We start from the raw sequence: 16985 nt of genomic DNA, 5'->3' as shown, positions 1-16985 counted from the left end.
TTTGGCCGTGAGTGTTTGGTTTTTGTTCAGTTTTGCCAAGTTTTATCCACAATCATCGGTGCTTTTTACAACAGACAAATATGCTGCAAAGCCTTTGAATACGTATGCAAGCTATATCTATCATCGAATTGCTTTCATATATTAGTGCGGTCTGAATAAACACACAGATGATGCTATAAATACAAAGACAATCAGCACGGGAAGCGCTGATAAAATTAAGAATCAGCATGGATGCATTGGGGAGAACAATTAATGTCACAATTTACACCAAGTAAGCTAACCCTCGCGCTGCTTTCAAGCGGATTGTTGTCGCTGCAAGCACCTTTGTACGCACAAGAACAAACCACTGAGAAAGCAGAAGAAACTAAAAAAGCAGAAGTTGAAGTTATTGAAGTAAAAGGTTTCCGTGGAAGTATTATTGAATCAATCAATACTAAGCGTTTTTCTTCAAACGTTGTTGAAGCTATTTCTGCCGAAGATATTGGTAAATTGCCAGATTCATCAATTGCTGAGTCAATTGCCCGACTACCAGGCTTAACTGCGCAACGCCTTGATGGCCGAGCGAGTAAAGTCAGCATTCGTGGTTTCGGTGAAAATGAGAGTGGTACCACATTTAACGGTCGCGAGCAGGTGTCTATTGGTGATAACCGTGGCGTTGAATTTGACTTATACCCATCTGAAATTATGAGCGGCGTGACCGTTTATAAAACACCTAATGCCAGCCTTGAAGCGGAAGGTATTGCGGGTGTAGTAGACATGCAAACCATCAACCCGTTGAGCACGAGTGAACGCGTCATGCAGTTCAACGGTACTTATGAAAAAACGAGCTTTGATAAACTAAATCCAGACGGTGATGACGACGGTTTCCGTGGCACGTTCTCGTTTGTAGACAAATTTGCTGATGATACCTTTGGTGTTGCATTTGCTTATTCTTCAATGAGTTCGCCAAACCAAGAGAAACGCTGGAACTCGTGGGGTTATCCAGAATTCACTCACGAAGGAAACACTTACTCAATTTTGGGTGGAGCTAAGCCGTTTGTTCGTTCTTCAACCTTAGAGCGTGACTCTGCAATGTTAGTACTGGAAGCTGCGCCACGTGATAATTTGCACATGACGTTTGACGCTTTGTACGTTGACTTTAAAGATGAAAAAATCTTGCGTGGTATCGAAGTACCATTTGCATGGGGTCAAGGTGCAATTCATGAAAGCAATGCAGTTGTTGACCCAGAAACGGGTTTCATCACAAGCGCTGTTACTGAAGGCCAACGCGTTGTTGTACGTAATGACTTTGAAACGCGTGATGCAGAATTAACTTCCTTAGGTTTCAATACTGCGTGGGATGTAAATGAAGGTCTTACGTTAGATTTTGATGCCAGCTACTCACAAGTTGACCGTAAAATCTGGAGTATCGAAAGTTACTCAGGTACTGGTCGAGGTAACGATAACGGTGTGGCTGATACTATTGGTTATGAATTTGCGGGTGGTAACACTGGCGCAATTTTCACACCTGGTTTAGATTACAGCGACTACGACTTAATTCAGTTAGGCGGCCCATTAACTTGGGGTTGGAGTAGTGCACTAAACGAAAAATATGACATTGTTGGCACGCCATTAGAAAACACTGCGCAAGATGGTTTCATTAACGCACCAACGATTGATGATGAATTAATGACATTGAAACTTGCTGCATCGCAAGTGGTCGATAGCGAAGTAGTTTCAAATGTATCTTACGGTATTGCTTACCGTAACCGTGAAAAAACGAAAGAGTCTGAAGGTTACTTCATGACACTAAGTGCTTTCCCTAACACTGTTGTTGTACCTGAAGCGTATCGCTTAGGTAGCGTGTCTTTAGACTTTATTGGCATGGGCGATATGATTGCCTATAACCCAAATGCGTTAATCAACGACGGTTATTACGATTTAACACGTGAAAGTTTAACCAACCCAAGTCATGCAACCAAGTCTTGGACGGTTGAAGAGAAAGTAACTTCAGCATTCGTACAACTTGATTTAGACGCAGAAGTAGCAGGTATCCCTGTAACGGGTAATGTTGGTGTTCGTTACGTGCATACTGAGCAATCTTCTCAAGGTTCTGCATTTGGTACGGTAGATGGTTTAGTTGTGAGCTCGCCAACGGATGTTAGCCATGATTATTCACACGTGCTGCCTAGCTTGAACTTAACATTCCGCATCGACGAAGATCAAAATTTACGTTTTGGTGCAGCGAAAACTATTTCTCGCGCACGTTTGGATGAAATGAATGCTTCAGTTGGTGCAAATTACAGCCAAACACCAGACGACAATGGTAATAACTGGCATGTTAATGGTGGTAACCCATCGCTTGAGCCAAAAGAAGCAACAGGTGTTGATTTAACTTATGAAAACTACTTCAGCGATGAAGGTTATTTTTCAACGGCGATCTTCTGGAAAGATCTAAATGATTGGATTTTCGATGGTACTTACCAAGTTGAATTAGAAGGCGTCGCAATTCCTGGTACAAATGATATTCCAAGTAACTCAACGGCAACTGGTAGCGGTAAAGTAAATGGCGGTGGCGGTACCTTGTGGGGTTATGAAGTGTCGTTATCATTACCATTCAAGATATTTGATGAGCGCTTAGAAGGCTTTGGTATTATTGCCAGCTACACAGGCGTTGAACAAGACATCGAAGATCAAAATGGCAACGAGTATGAATTACCGGGTTTATCAGAGCGTATTCAAAACTTCACGTTCTACTATGAGAACCATGGTTTCCAATTCAGAGCTAGCATGCGTAAGCGTAGCGACTTTAAAGGCGACGTATACGGCATTGGTTTTGATACTAAACAAGTGGACATCTTAGGTGAAACCATTTGGGATGCACAAATTGGTTACGACTTTGGTGAGGGCGGTTTTGAAAACTTAGAAGGTTTGTCAGTATTCTTACAAGCACAAAACTTAACAGAAGAGCCGTTCACTTCGCTTCAAGGCGACAACGCACTGCAAGTACGTGATTACCAAGATTACGGTAGCACTTACTTACTAGGCTTCAGCTACAAGTTCTAACTTAGTGTTGATAGAAAAATAGTTGTATGTGTTCAGCCCCTGTTGTAAACATTACGCAGGGGCTTTTTTCTTTTAATTTTTAAAGGTATTCATATGTCACAGTCTCCCCAAATCTCAAATGTTGTTATTGTTGGCGGCGGCACTGCCGGATGGATTTCAGCAGCCTTACTGGTGAAAATGCTTGGTAAGGTGTTAAACATTAAACTGGTGGAGTCTGAACAGATAGGCACGATTGGTGTTGGTGAAGCTACTATTCCACCAATGGTGAGCTTTAACAATGCGTTGGGTATTCGCGAAGCCGACTTTTTAAAGGCGACACAAGGGACCATCAAGCTAGGTATTGAGTTTGAAAATTGGGGTGAAGTAGGTGATAGCTATATGCACGCGTTTGGCGGCATCGGCAAAAATTTCCCATTTTGTGATTTTCACCATTTTTGGTTGAAGCACCGCCAATCGAATCCAGAAAGTGACTATTGGCAGTTTTCTCCAAACTATCAAGCGGCAAAGAATAATCAATACGCACCACTAGCTAATTTACATGGCACACAAATGCCGGGGTTAACCCACGCCTATCATTTTGATGCAGGCCTTTATGCCAAATATTTGCGTCAAGTCGCTGAGAGCATGGGCGTTAAACGTATAGAGGGTAAAGTTGCACAGGTAAACCAAGATATTAACTCTGGTGATATAACCTCGCTGCAGCTTGAAGATGGTCAGCTGATCACAGGTGATTTATTCATAGATTGCTCGGGCATGCGTGGACTATTGATTGAAAAAGCGCTCCATGTGGGATTTGAAGACTGGTCGCATTGGCTGCCGTGCAATAGCGCAATTGCCATGCCGAGTGACAAACTTTCACCATTACCGCCGTATACGCGCTCCATAGCGCATGAAGCTGGCTGGCGTTGGCAAATTCCACTACAACACCGTACAGGCAATGGCATTGTTTATTCAAGCGATTATTTAAGCCAACAAGATGCGCTAGACAAACTACTCACAGATATTGACGGCGAGCCTCTAAATGAACCGAATGTTATTTCGTTTAAAACAGGGCGCCGCCGTAAATCATGGCACAAGAATGTGGTGAGCATTGGCTTATCAAGTGGCTTTTTGGAACCATTAGAATCTACCAGTATTCATTTGATCCAAACCGCGATCATTCGCTTGATCAAAATGTTTCCGCATAATGGCATTCAAGCGCAAACAGTGTGCGAGTTTAACCGTCAAGGTCAGCAAGAAATTGAACACATTCGTGATTTCATAATATTGCATTATAAGTTAAACACGCGCGAAGAGCCGTTTTGGCGTCACTGCCAGCAGATGGATATTCCAGACTCATTACGCAATAAAATCGAATTGTTTAAGTCTTCTGGCAACGTGTTCCGTGAACAAGACGAACTATTCACCGAAATCGCTTGGCAGCAGGTGATGATAGGGCAAGGGTTAATGCCTAACGATCATCACCCATTGGTTGATTCTTTGTCAAATGACCAGCTAAACGAGTTATTTGCTAATTTAGCGACTATTGTTAATAAGAGTATTGCGCCATTGCCTTCACATGAAGACTTTATTAGAAAGGCATGTGGTATAAATTAATTATGTTTTCATTGATGTGGTTGTAACAAATATGGAATTACGTGAACTGCCTTTAGCAAAAATAACATCATCTCGGTTGATCTACGGTTGTATGCGCATTTGTGGTGATAATTCAATGAGCGATCGCCTCAAAGGAAAATATGCCGTGCAAGCAGCAATTGACGCAGGCTATACCCACTTTGACCATGCTGACATTTATGGGCAAGGTCAGAGTGAATTGTTATTTGGTGAAGTTCTAGCCGAATCAGCGGGCCTGCGAGATAAACTAATTATTACCTCTAAGGCTGGTATACGGCCAAAAGTAGAGGGACAATGGGAACCCACGCGCTACGATTTTAGTCAACAATACATTTTGTCCTCGGTTGAAGGTTCACTAAAGCGGTTGGGCGTTGACTACCTCGATCTGTTTTTACTTCATCGACCTGATTACTTAATGAATGCGGAAGTTGTTGCGGAAACGTTTGCGATCCTTAAAGCATCAGGCAAAGTAAAGCATTTCGGCGTAAGTAATTTCAGTCATTCACAAGTAGAGTTATTGCGTGCAAAGCTTTCAATGCCGTTGGTCGCTAACCAAATAGAGATTAATATTCACAACATTGATAGTTTTCACAATGGCGTACTAGATCAGTGCCAACAGCATGACATTGCGCCAATTGCGTGGTGTCCACTTGGCGGCGTGGCTTATTCTGCATGGGGTAACACGTTTGCCGTAGAAGACGAGCTACGGATTGAAAATGAATTGGCCCAACAAGCTGAAAAATATCAAACCCAGCCTTGGTTGGTAATGCTTGCTTGGTTGCTTCGTCACCCAGCAGGGATCTTCCCTATCATCGGTTCAACCACACCAGAGCGTATTCAAGCTGCCACCAGTGCATTAGCTATTAAATACGATAGAGCGGATTGGTACCGGTTGTTAGAAGCAAGGAATGGCGTGACTGTGCCTTAATTGATTGGTAATTTTCTGAGAATATAAGGCACTTAAGACTATGAAGGCAAAAAGCTTGTTGTAGTTGCACAAAGTGCATATCAAATTTAAGTTAAAACTGTTTGTAAATACTCAACATTATTCAAGGAGAGAAAATGTTCAAACCGTCAAAAGTTTTATCCCAAAATAGCGCTCGATTAATATTTGCTGGCTTTTGTTTTGGTATTGCGGTTGGTATAAATATTGGGTTATTAATTTCGTGAATGTTAAACCAATATAATAATGAAGTGCGCAGTTGATGTGAGCATCAACTGCGGTTTTATAATTCGAAAAGAGTTAACCAATCGCTGGAATATACCCCAGCATTTGCGCGCACTGTGCACCAATGATTAATATGCCACATCCTGTAACTGCAACTAGGGCTGGTCGACCGCCTTTTACTCGATAGCCTTCTTGATATAGCTCAGTGCTTTGTCGCTGTACCCACACCATTGCAACCGGTAAAAATACGGCCAATACGACTAATGCGATAGATGCATAGCCCAAAGCCATAATGAATCCTTGTGGGTAGAACAACGCAAAACAAAGTGGCGGTAAGAAAGTCACTAATGCAACGCGGGAACGATCATTTCTAGTGTCAGATTTTTTTAACACATCGCTAAAGAAATCAAACAAGCCTAAACTAACACCCAAGAATGAGGTAGCAAGGGCCAAATCAGCGAAAATGGTAATGGCATTGCTGATGGTATCGCTTTGTACCATCGCTGAAACGCTGCCAATGAATCCGGCTAAGCCCTCGCTCTGTAAAAGACTTTCTTGTGCCATAATGCCTTGGCTGACCAGTTGCCAGAATAAATATATACACAGTGGTAGTGAGGCGCCAAAAATCATCACTTTTCGTAACGTTGCAATTTCAATGCCTACGTACTTAACAACCGATGGGATAGAACCGTGAAAACCAAATGAGGTAAACACTACCGGAATTGCTGACAGTATTAGTCCTTGCTGTACTGGCATATCGAGTAAATGCTGACCTTGCACATAAGGCGTCAGCATGAAAAACATGCTGGTAAGAACGATGATTTTAACTGTGAATAACAAGCGGTTGATTTTATCAACAGCACCGGTACCAAGTGTGATAATAAAGCCGAAAACTAGTGCGAATAATATCGAACCGGCTTGTGCTGGGAGACTTACGCCGAACACTGACTGTAGCTTCGTTTGTAATTGCGAACCTCCACCAGCGATATAGGCGGCGCATAGCGCATAAAACAAAAAGATCATGGCGAAATTAGCCAGCCATTGTCCTTTTTTGCCCAGTAAGTTTTTCGCTAATGAATTAAAGGTCGCATCAACTTGGGCGTGTTGATGTACTTCTAGCATCAGGAGGGCGGTATAGGTCATTAATGCCCACGCACCAATGAGCACAAGAATGGCGGTACTAAAACCTAAGCCGGCTGAGGCAATCGGTAGTGCTAGCATACCTGCGCCTATGGTTGTGCCAGCGACGATTAACATACTGCCTAAAGTTTTACTTTTAAACACGGAACGCTCGATTTTTTATAATAATTTGTTGCCGTAAATTAAAAGCTATTTGCCTGAAATGGAATCGTTATTGAAAACGGTGGTAAGCACAAGTGTTGCAGTTGATTTACAGCAACAGACATTAAAGGAAGGTGATAAATGACAATTTGAAACGCTAAGTTGTTGTTTATTCTTTTGTTGTTAATAAAAAAGCGACTGTCAGCTAGGATTGACAGTCGCTAAAGGGTTATTCAACGCAATACATTTAAACGTGTTTGCCTCTTGTCCAAGTCGTATCTGACAGCAATCGTTCGCCAGCATCTACCGCGCCACTTTCCATTGTGGTTCCCATGGAATCATTCCAGCGGTTTAGATAACCAAACAACGCGATGACCCCGAGAATTTCGACGATTTCGCCTTCATCCCAATATTCATGTAGCTCAGCGGCAATATTGTCGTCAACGGCATTAGGAACACTGGAAGCTGCCAACGCAAATTCAAATGCTGCTTTTTCTGCGTCTGAATATAGGTCAGATTCTCTGAAACTCCATATATTGGCGAGTCGTTCATCTGTACCGCCATAGCGCTCTGCAGCCAATATTGTATGTGCTTCACAATAGCGACATCCCGTATTAGCACTGGTAATGTAGCCAATTAAACGCTTTTGTTCTGCAGTCACTCTACCTTCGTTTGCCATGACAGCCATATTGAGATTGATGAAGGCTTTGGCAATGGCAGGGCGACGCTGCATGGTTAAAACGCTATTTGGGCAAAAGCCTAGTGTTTCGTTAAAAAACTTGGCTAATTCTGCTACTTCGTCATTCTCATCTGTGGCAAGCGGCTTAACTAACGGCATGGAACACTCCTTTATTGATTAATTTGTTTACAACAATGTATTTAGTATATTTGTAGTTATTGCATATGCAACAAGTTTTAGGTGGGGAAAAATCAATGAACTATGCATATGTGTAAATTTTTATTTGCACTACCTATGGCACAATACTGGATTAGCAAGTGATAGCGGTATAAAATTGCCATAATTTCAACAATAAAGCATTCGTATGTCGCAGCATCAGAATTCGCGTAAGCAAGCATTTGAGTTATCAAAAGTAGTAAATGACCCCATAGATTTACTCAGTCATTTACCCTTTCGAATTGCTGTTGTCAGTAATTTACTCGCGCTAAACCGTGATTGGAAAATACGTAACTTGTGTGATTTAGATCCCAGGGAAATGCGAGTGTTGATAAACATTGGCTCTTACATGCCAATTAAATCAGCTGATATTGCGTATCAGTCTCGATTAGACTCTTACACTGTGAGCCGTGCGGTTAAAAAGCTAATTGCACTTAATCTGGTCGAGTCTGTGCCTGACAAATTCAAGAAGAATGTAAAAAACCTCGTGTTGAATGAACAGGGCTTGGTACTCTATCAGGCGCTAAATAAGGCGTTAGTCGAGCGAGGAAAATTACTTGATAGTGCGTTGACCGAGCAAGAGTTAATACAGTTTTATGCCATGCTGGATAAAATTGAGGCTAAATCAGAACAAATGCTGGCGAAAAACGCCAAATTGATGATTGCTCAGGGATTAACACCACCAGCTGATCAAAAAGAGATTATCCGCTGGCATAAGAAAAGTACCAAAAAATAAGTTCTACTTTCCATTGCGCTACTTCTTACAACCAAACTGTGTCTGATATTGGCTGGGAGAGATGCCTAGTAGCCGCTTAAAATGGTGCCGGAAATTACTGGTGCTATCAAATCCACATTGATCAGCTATCTGCTCTACGGTGCCGTGATTGGTCTCCAACAAAGATTTAGCTCGCGCAATGCGTTGTTCTATAAGCCAAAGCTTAGGGCTAGTGTTAAAACTGACGTTGAATTTTCGATCAAACGTTCGACGTGACATATTGGCTTGCATGGCAAAATCGTTAATTGACCAAGATTGGGAAAGATTTTGTAACGCCCAATCAATGGCTTGACTAAAGTGGCTATTGCTTGGCGCCACAGGTGTTTCGACAAACTGATTCTGGCCGCCTTTACGCTGTGCTGAAATTACCAAGCGACGAGCAACATTGTTTGCAACCTGTTGGCTATAATCTTGTCGTATCACTTCTAAGCCTAAGTCCAGTGCAGCAGCACTGCCAGCTGAACAGCCAATAGTGCCATCATAGGTATACAGTACGTTATCTACATAATGAACATATGGAAAATATTGCTGAAATTTATCAGCATAGCGCCAATGTGTAGTAGTTTTTTTGCCATTGAGTATACCGAGCTGTGCCAACAAAAATGCGCCGGAGCAAAATGAAATGATGCGCTTATCGGATTTGAATGCTCTGACTAATTCAGCGGCAAGTTTTTCTGAAGGTGCCGTTAAATCTGCTGGCCAGTTAGGAACAATAATTACATCATAATCACTAAGAGAATCTACTTGTCTAACGTGCAATGTTATATCTGCACTTGCGTAAATAGGCTGAGCATCCAACGTAACCACACTGGCGTGATACCAATTGGAAATTTCAGGACGCTCAAGTGCAAACAACTCTACTGCACACGCCAACTCAAACAAACTGACTTGTTTAAAGGCTAGAATGGCTACTTGCTGTTGACGTTTGTCCATTGATTAAATTGGCTCTGTTAATGATACAAAGAAGTTCTATTTTGGCTTGATATTAGCGCAAGTTGTCTTTTAGGTCACTTTTTCGTGTTGCTTATGCTGGGATAATGAGGAAAACGAACCAAAAGGAGCAAACAATGCCGTCATCAGTATCAAGAATTCCTGCCGCCAGCAGTGAGAAAGCGCTTAAACATTTTAATCAGCTACTCGCATATGAAACCGATTGTTGGGATGTTCATCACGCCATTAGTAATGGCAGACAAGACTTTGTGTTAATTGATGTTCGAGGTGTAACATTGTATGAACAAGGCCATATTCAAGGTGCTATTAACATATTTCATGGACAACTGAACGAACAAAGCCTTGCTCAATTTTCAAATGATACGCTGTTCGTCGTGTATTGTGCCGGCCCACATTGCAACGCAACTGAAAAAGCAGCAATTCGGTTGGCTAAATTAAATCGCCCGGTAAAGAAGATGATAGGTGGCGTAACAGGTTGGCTCGACGAAGGATTTGAACTAAATAGCGCGTAGCAATATATCGTTATAATATAAGCATGTGAACGAGGTTATTGTTCACATGCTACTTACGTTAGCTAATATTACTTTGGGTTCGTTTATTTCCCTTCCATGCCAATTTTTCGCAGCCAAAAATAGCCAATGATACCTGCGGTTAATGAGGCAAACAGAATGCCTAATTTAGCCTGCTCTATGAGTTTCGGATATTGGCTGAATGCCAGCTCAGCAATAAATATCGACATAGTAAAACCTATGCTAGCCAATACAGCAGCACCACATACATGCTTCATAGTTACACCAGTAGGTAAAGATACCACTTCAATCTTTAGTGCGAGCCAACTAAAGCTAACAATGCCAATAAATTTACCCAGCAATAGCCCTAAACAAACTCCCATAACTACCGGTTGTTGTAACACTTGAGCAGTATTGGCAAAGTCGATTTGTACACCAGCATTAAATAGTGCGAATACGGGCAGTATAAAAAATGCGACAGGCTTGTGCATGCTGTGTTCAAGCCGCTGCAAAGGAGCTTCAACGCCAGAGACCCCTTTACGCAACGACTGTAGCGTTGACACCATGCGTTGATTCTTCAAAATACTGCCACCATCCTGAAAGCTATCATCAAATGAGCGTAGCAAGACTTTCATTCGCTTGCTAAAAGTCATTGGATCAAATCTTGGCAATGCCGGAACGGTAAAGGCACTAATAACACCTGCTAGCGTGGCATGCACACCTGATTTCATTAACGCGATCCATAAGAGAAAACCGAGAATAAAATAGGGCGAAGCCTTTCTGACGCCAATCAAATTCATTATGATCATTAATGCCGTGATTACCGCGCTAGCAACCAGCGCTGACAGTACCAGTGTCTCGGTATAAAAAAGCGCGATGATTACGATTGCACCCAAATCATCGGCAATCGCTAATGCAACCAAGAAGGTAATCAGTGCTTTAGGAACGCGGCCAGCAAGCAGCGCAATAACACCTAAAGCAAAGGCAATATCGGTTGCCATTGGGATCCCCCAGCCGCGCGCTGCAGCGCCTTCACTGTTAATAGCGAAGTAAATTGCCGCAGGGACTATCATTCCACCTAACGCGGCAAGAATAGGTAAAGCCGCCATGCGAATATTTGATAGTTCACCGACTAAAATCTCGCGCTTTAGCTCTAAGCCAACAACGAAGAAGAAAAGTGTCATCAGGCCGTCATTTATCCAATGGTGTAATGACTTTTCTATCGACATTGCGCCTAAACTAAAACCGACTGGCGTATGTAGCATATGGCGATAACTTTCACCTAAGCTTGAATTTGCCAGTACCAAAGCAATAAACGCTGTGAACATGAGCAACAAGCCAGCAGTGGCCTGATGTCTGGCAAACCTTTCTATAGGTGTGAGTAATTGATCAATGCGTTTTTCCCAAGGGGCGTATAGCAAACGGATCTTTTTGTGTTCAAATTCTTCGTCAAAATGTGCCATGTAGTTTTATTATTACTCTTCTTATCGATTAATTTCGGCAGTTTGTAATGCTGCAATTCTTTCTTCCAATGGAGGGTGTGTCATAAATAATCTTTTTATGCCGGCCGACCTACCGCCACTTATACCAAAAGCCGCCATTTTATCGGGCAATGGTTCGGTATGACGTTGTTGTAACCGTTGCAATGCGGCGATCATTGCTTGTCTGCTCGTTAATTGCGCACCGCCAATGTCGGCTTTAAATTCACGTTGACGTGAGAACCACATCACAATTACAGATGCCAAAATTCCTAGCACTAAATCGGCAATAATAACGGTTATCCAAAAAGCGGGTCCTTGACCTCGTTCATTCTTAAAGACCACTTTATCAACGGTATGACCAATGACGCGTGACAAGAACAGAACAAAGGTATTTACCACCCCTTGAATCAAGGCCAGTGTGACCATATCGCCATTGGCCACATGAGCAATCTCATGGCCTAATACCGCTTCTACTTCATCCTTTCGCATGTTCTCAAGCAAGCCTGTAGACACTGCGACTAATGCTTTATTTTTGTTCATACCCGTAGCAAAGGCATTCATCTGAGGTGAGTGCCAAATTGCCACTTCTGGCATAGCAATGCCAGCCATTTTCGCTTGTCGGCTTACTGTATCGAGTAACCACTTTTCATGAGGGTGTTGTGGTTGTTCAATTACAACAGCGCCCACTGATTTCTTCGCCATCCATTTTGACAATGCCAATGAAATTAACGAACCACCAAAGCCCATTACCGCGGCGAAAATGAGCAGCGCGTTCAAATTTAACCCTTGCGCATTCAAGTAGGGTTCAACACCGAGTATTCTCATGCTAATCGACAGTACCATGACAATAGCAAGATTTGTCATTAAGAAAAGAAAAACACGTTTCATTTAGAGCCTCATCGGGAAATATAGTTTACCTATAAGTAAAAACAATTACTTAACTAATGTTTTGTAGCTTAGTAGCCAAATTCAGCGAAATATATACTAATAACAACTATAGTGCGCAAAAAAGAAATTGTCATGACAGCAAAAATCTTTAATCAACAATTGATTAAGATAATTTCTAGTGTCAACAATATGTAGCGTCATACGTATTAGCTGAGATATTCGAACTGTGTTAGGTAATGAAAAAGAAAAACGCAGATGAGATAAGAGAAAGACAAAAGTTGAGCTATGGAAAATGTAAAAGTAAAAGGTTAGGTGATGGAGTACCAATCACCTAACGCTCTAGCTATTGAAGGTTATTTCGTGTCGATAATGAGCACCATAGCAGACAACGGTGGCATGCTCACTTCTACAGTATTTTTACCCGCAACGTCAAATGTTGCCTTTGTATTGCTCTGATATGCCGGTACTAGTTTACTTACTTCATTATTCAGAGCAATTGACTGCACGCGATTTTCGACCGCAGTGTTGAAGATCACTATCAAGCTTTGCTCATCATTGATTCTGCTGGCTGCGTATATCCCTGACTGCTCGTCGGCAAATAAAGTGTGTTGTTGACCATTGCGCAAGGCAGAATGGCGGTAGTACACATCAGCATAGTTGGCTAGCTGTTGATACAGTGGGTGGTTAGTATCAAAGTTATCGTCAGCAGTGGTTTTATTGGTGCCTAACAATACATCGTCATTATAACTTGCTACCTTTGAAGGCATCATGTCCTGACGTGAATCTTTATCATGACCATCGCCGGTAAAGCCTTGTTCGTCGCCGTAATAAATAATCGGCATGCCTCGTAAAAAGTACATCATGGCATGGGCGATATCAACGCGTTGTAATGCTTGTTCAGGTGAAAAATTTTCAGTCTTCATCAGCATATGGGCAAAGCGGCCCATGTCGTGGTTACCGGTAAAATTAAGCAACTGATTGGCGTTACTGTCTTCATCTAAATAGTCGACATCTCGGTCTAGCCAGTTAGCAATTGCTTTAGGTGATTTTTCTTCAACTAATACTTGGTGAACGGCTTGTTGAAAACCAAAATCTAATACCGATTGCATTTTACCTGTTGTGGTATATTGGCTAAGTACTTTACTGTCAGGGCTGTAAACTTCACCAAACATGAAAAACTCAGGAATACCTATTTGCTTGGCGTGATCAACTAGTGCAGGTGCAAATGATTGCCAAAACTCGATATTAACGTGTTTTACGGTGTCGATGCGAAAACCATCAGGCTTAAACTCAGTGATAAGTTGCTTGAATGTATCGATCATCAATTGAACAACTGCAGGATCGTCTGTATTAATGTCATCTAATCCGGCAAAGTCACCATAAACTGAGTTTTCACCTTCAAAGGTAGTGTCGCCTTGGTTGTGATAGTATTTAGGGTCGTTTAACCATGCAGGCACTTTAATGTTTTCTTCTCCTGCTGGTATCACCAAATTGTACGACTTACCATTTGCAACTTCTTCCAATGAAATATAAGGGCAGCCATTGTTACCTTCTACTAACCACTGATCGCCAGCTTCTCCATGACATTCTTGGTATTTGATAACATCTGCCGTGTGATTAGTGATGATATCGAAAAATACTTTGATGTTAGCCTGATGGGCTTTGTCGATGAACTGCTTCAAGTCTTCATTGGTACCCAAATGTGGGTCGATTTGGGTAAAGTCCAATACCCAGTAGCCATGATACCCGCCATCTTCACCTTGTATTGCTTTATTTCTTAAAATAGGCGTCATCCATATAGCGCTTACACCCAAATCAGCAAGGTAAGGGAGCTTTTGTTCGAGTCCCTTGATATCACCACCGTGATACATGCCTTTATTACTTGGATCAAACCCGCCAGAAGAAACTGCAATTGTAGACGAACCGTTGTCGTTGCTGGGATCACCATTAGCAAATCGATCTGGCATAACAAAGTAAAATACATCATCTTGCACACTTCGCGTTAAGTAGTTTGGCAAGTCTTGTGCTGTCATTCGTACTGGCGAATTAGCATTAGCTGTATCAGTGGTAACTGCGTTTTCAGTATTTTGCTGCTTTTGCTCAGCATTACAGCCGATTAATGCTGATGCGGTGGCTAAACACAGCCACATCAGTTTATTTTTCGAGGAAAAAGATAATTTCATAGTCATTCTTATTGTTATGTTAGGATTGAGATGGTCGAACATCGTTGAGCATTGCTGCCATTGACGCAACGCTATCGGTCGCTGCAAATTCTTCTAATGCTACGGGTAGTTTTTGTAGCCAGTTTGGGTGTTCGTCAATTGTGCCAGGAATGTTCACTTGTTCTGTTACGCATAGTGCATCTTCCAATGGTACAAGTTGCAAATGACTATTGGCATGAGCCAGAAATTTCTGCACGGCAATCGCCAATTCTTTGTTAGCTTTCGCAGGACATGTTGACGGTGCGTTTTGCATGTCAATGGTGTTCATATCTTGTAGCGCAGCCAATAGATTCTCTCGTTCAGATACGCGATTATTACGATCATCCACGCCCATTTGTTCATTCGGGTATAAATCTAACTGTTGACGCCACGCTAAATCACGCCCATTCCACCAACCTGTCAGTGTAGGTAGGTCGTGGGTTGATACCGTTACCATAGACTGCTCTGGATAAAGCTCTGGTCGCATAAATAGGCCAGATTCCCATTTTTCAAAAAATAGTACTTTATAAGAGAGTAAACCTGCTTCAGCCATAATTTCGCTGAAACCGTCAGGTACTGTTCCTAGATCTTCACCAATAACTACACACTGGTTACGGCGTGATTCTAATGCGATGACGCGTAGAATGTCTTTGAATGGAAAAGAAATATATACCCCTTCGTGGGCCGCTTTACCCGGCGCTACCCAATACTGACGCATCAACCCCAAGATGTGGTCAATGCGAAGTGCGCCAGCATATTGCATATTGCTGCGCAATGCGTCAACTAATGGTTTGTATCCCTGTTTTTGTAGTTGCACAGGATTGATTGGCGTTAACCCCCAATCCTGACCAAGTGTGTTCATCGCATCAGGTGGAGCGCCTACTGCGGCACCAGCTACATAGGCATCACGGTTTGACCAAACATCAAAGCCACTACCATCACAACCAACAGCCAAATCAAGATATAAACCGATTGGCATATGGGCTTGTTTTGCCAACTCGCTCACGTTTTGTAATTGCTGATGCGCAAGCCATTGCAGATACATAAAGTAATCAATTCGTGCGGCATGGGTTTGTCGGAAGTCATCTACGGCTTGAGAGTCAGGCGTTTGATAATCTTGTGGCCACGCAGTCCAACCATACGCGTAAGCGTCTTGTTCGCGGAAATATTCATATAACGCGTCAAATGTTGCCAGTAACGCCAGAGGTTCACCTTGATTTTGTTTGTATGTTTCAAATGCGAGCAATGACGAACTCTTCTTGTCTGACGTTACAAGATCTTGATGTAAGGCTTCCAAAACAGGGTACTTGAGTTCTGCTACACCCACATAATCGATATGTTCCGAAGTTCTTGTTGAGGCCAATTGCTGTTGAAATTGTTCCGTATTGTATATAGCCTGCGCCTTTTTGCAGCGCTTGAAATTATCAACGGCAGTAACGTCGATATACATGGTATTAAGGTAGCATCGGCTAGTTGGTGAATACGGGCTGCGGTGTGCAGGGTTATTTTGATAGAGTGGGTGTAATGGATTTAAACCAATAGTTGATGCACCTTGTTCTGCAGCTGTTTGAGTTAATGAGCGCAAATCACCAAAGTCGCCCATGCCCCAGTTGTTCGCACTTTTTAGTGAGTAAAGTTGCGCGGCATAGCCCCAGGTTTTATGTTCGCTGGCTTCCTGTGGGCTGAAACAGTCTTTTGGTGCACAAATGAGGTGACAGTGAAATTCCTGTTTGGCCAAAACGAGTGATAAGCTGTGATAACCTAGCGGTAAATCACGTAATTCCATTGTAAATTGCTGGTAGTTAACACCATTAATTGTTTGTTGTGCAATTGGCGTAGCCTGTGCCTTGTCGAACGAAATAGGCAATTCGTGGCCATCTTCTAGTGTGAGTTGTAGCGTTATTATGCTTGGCGCAGAGTCTGGCAAACTTAGTATGATGTCTTGCGTTGCTAACTCGTGTTTAGCCACAAATACACTGGGAAGGGCAGTTAGCCATTTGGCTTGCTCTAATTGTTGAATGTGCTGTTCAATCGTTTGCTCATTTGATAAGTCATAACCCATCGCCTGTAAAAGCGCTTGGCGTGCTTCTTTGTCAGCGTATACCGTTTCGCCAAAACAGTTACTGTAACTTGGATGAAAGCCGACTAGTTCAGCTAGTTTTTCGATTAAATTCATT

12 protein-coding genes are annotated in these 16985 nt (G+C 42.4%); 5 read left to right on the top strand and 7 right to left on the bottom strand.

Annotation, left to right across the window (positions count from 1 at the left end):
- The first annotated feature begins 252 nt into the window (after positions 1-252).
- The 3 genes from ACSLUK_RS07210 to ACSLUK_RS07200 all read left to right on the top strand — a co-directional run bounded on the left by ACSLUK_RS07210 (position 253) and on the right by ACSLUK_RS07200 (position 5587).
- The gene (locus ACSLUK_RS07210) at positions 253-3045 is read left to right on the top strand and encodes a TonB-dependent receptor (protein WP_448547868.1); all 2793 of its coding nucleotides are present in this window, start codon (positions 253-255) and stop codon (positions 3043-3045) included.
- Between the two features lie 93 nt (positions 3046-3138).
- A complete protein-coding gene (locus ACSLUK_RS07205; RefSeq protein WP_448547867.1) occupies positions 3139-4641 on the top strand; it encodes a tryptophan halogenase family protein in 1503 nt (500 codons plus the stop codon).
- A 31-nt stretch (positions 4642-4672) separates the two neighbouring features.
- On the top strand, positions 4673-5587 hold the full coding sequence (locus ACSLUK_RS07200) for an aldo/keto reductase (protein WP_448547866.1): 915 nt from the start codon (positions 4673-4675) through the stop codon (positions 5585-5587).
- 315 nt (positions 5588-5902) lie between these two features.
- Here the strand turns inward: ACSLUK_RS07200 and ACSLUK_RS07195 are convergent, their stop codons facing one another.
- Together ACSLUK_RS07195 and ACSLUK_RS07190 are read right to left on the bottom strand one after the other, a co-directional pair.
- Positions 5903-7111: an aromatic amino acid transport family protein gene (locus ACSLUK_RS07195; RefSeq protein ID WP_448547865.1), complete on the bottom strand. Its 1209-nt coding sequence runs from the start codon at positions 7109-7111 to the stop codon at positions 5903-5905.
- A 244-nt stretch (positions 7112-7355) separates the two neighbouring features.
- Entirely contained in the window at positions 7356-7946 is a 591-nt protein-coding gene (locus ACSLUK_RS07190) for a carboxymuconolactone decarboxylase family protein (RefSeq protein WP_448547864.1), read from the bottom strand.
- A 205-nt stretch (positions 7947-8151) separates the two neighbouring features.
- Here ACSLUK_RS07190 and ACSLUK_RS07185 point away from each other — a divergent pair, with 205 nt between their 5' ends.
- A complete protein-coding gene (locus ACSLUK_RS07185) occupies positions 8152-8739 on the top strand; it encodes a MarR family winged helix-turn-helix transcriptional regulator (RefSeq protein ID WP_448547863.1) in 588 nt (195 codons plus the stop codon).
- Positions 8740-8757: 18 nt separating this feature from the next.
- Here the strand turns inward: ACSLUK_RS07185 and ACSLUK_RS07180 are convergent, their stop codons facing one another.
- A complete protein-coding gene (locus ACSLUK_RS07180; RefSeq protein WP_448547862.1) occupies positions 8758-9711 on the bottom strand; it encodes a helix-turn-helix domain-containing protein in 954 nt (317 codons plus the stop codon).
- A gap of 134 nt (positions 9712-9845) precedes the next feature.
- Here ACSLUK_RS07180 and ACSLUK_RS07175 point away from each other — a divergent pair, with 134 nt between their 5' ends.
- On the top strand, positions 9846-10241 hold the full coding sequence (locus ACSLUK_RS07175) for a rhodanese-like domain-containing protein (RefSeq protein ID WP_448547861.1): 396 nt from the start codon (positions 9846-9848) through the stop codon (positions 10239-10241).
- Between the two features lie 83 nt (positions 10242-10324).
- On the opposite strand, the gene nhaA is transcribed toward ACSLUK_RS07175, so the two are convergent.
- The 4 genes from nhaA to malQ all read right to left on the bottom strand — a co-directional run bounded on the left by nhaA (position 10325) and on the right by malQ (position 16984).
- A complete protein-coding gene (gene nhaA, locus ACSLUK_RS07170; protein WP_448547860.1) occupies positions 10325-11701 on the bottom strand; it encodes a Na+/H+ antiporter NhaA in 1377 nt (458 codons plus the stop codon).
- Positions 11702-11722: 21 nt separating this feature from the next.
- Positions 11723-12607, bottom strand: coding sequence for a protease HtpX (gene htpX / locus ACSLUK_RS07165; RefSeq protein ID WP_448547859.1), 885 nt, complete (start codon positions 12605-12607; stop codon positions 11723-11725).
- Positions 12608-12960: 353 nt separating this feature from the next.
- On the bottom strand, positions 12961-14790 hold the full coding sequence (locus ACSLUK_RS07160; RefSeq protein WP_448547858.1) for an alpha-amylase family glycosyl hydrolase: 1830 nt from the start codon (positions 14788-14790) through the stop codon (positions 12961-12963).
- A gap of 19 nt (positions 14791-14809) precedes the next feature.
- Complete coding sequence (gene malQ / locus ACSLUK_RS07155; RefSeq protein ID WP_448547857.1) at positions 14810-16984, bottom strand: 4-alpha-glucanotransferase; 2175 nt, start codon at positions 16982-16984, stop codon at positions 14810-14812.
- Position 16985: the final 1 nt, after the last annotated feature.

Source organism: Thalassotalea fusca, assembly GCF_053485835.1.
Note: the sequence above shows the minus strand (reverse complement) of the source record. Positions and strands in the feature narration are given on the sequence as shown.

Excerpts from the sequence above, each read along its gene's own strand:
- ACSLUK_RS07205 (WP_448547867.1), top strand. The coding sequence starts at position 3,139 with ATGTCACAGTCTCCCCAAATCTCAAATGTTGTTATTGTTGGCGGCGGC.
- ACSLUK_RS07180 (WP_448547862.1), bottom strand. The coding sequence starts at position 9,711 with ATGGACAAACGTCAACAGCAAGTAGCCATTCTAGCCTTTAAACAAGTC.
- nhaA (WP_448547860.1), bottom strand. The coding sequence starts at position 11,701 with ATGGCACATTTTGACGAAGAATTTGAACACAAAAAGATCCGTTTGCTA.
- malQ (WP_448547857.1), bottom strand. The coding sequence starts at position 16,984 with ATGAATTTAATCGAAAAACTAGCTGAACTAGTCGGCTTTCATCCAAGT.
- ACSLUK_RS07210 (WP_448547868.1), top strand. The coding sequence starts at position 253 with ATGTCACAATTTACACCAAGTAAGCTAACCCTCGCGCTGCTTTCAAGC.
- ACSLUK_RS07160 (WP_448547858.1), bottom strand. The coding sequence starts at position 14,790 with ATGAAATTATCTTTTTCCTCGAAAAATAAACTGATGTGGCTGTGTTTA.
- ACSLUK_RS07175 (WP_448547861.1), top strand. The coding sequence starts at position 9,846 with ATGCCGTCATCAGTATCAAGAATTCCTGCCGCCAGCAGTGAGAAAGCG.
- ACSLUK_RS07190 (WP_448547864.1), bottom strand. The coding sequence starts at position 7,946 with ATGCCGTTAGTTAAGCCGCTTGCCACAGATGAGAATGACGAAGTAGCA.
- ACSLUK_RS07200 (WP_448547866.1), top strand. The coding sequence starts at position 4,673 with ATGGAATTACGTGAACTGCCTTTAGCAAAAATAACATCATCTCGGTTG.
- htpX (WP_448547859.1), bottom strand. The coding sequence starts at position 12,607 with ATGAAACGTGTTTTTCTTTTCTTAATGACAAATCTTGCTATTGTCATG.
- ACSLUK_RS07185 (WP_448547863.1), top strand. The coding sequence starts at position 8,152 with ATGTCGCAGCATCAGAATTCGCGTAAGCAAGCATTTGAGTTATCAAAA.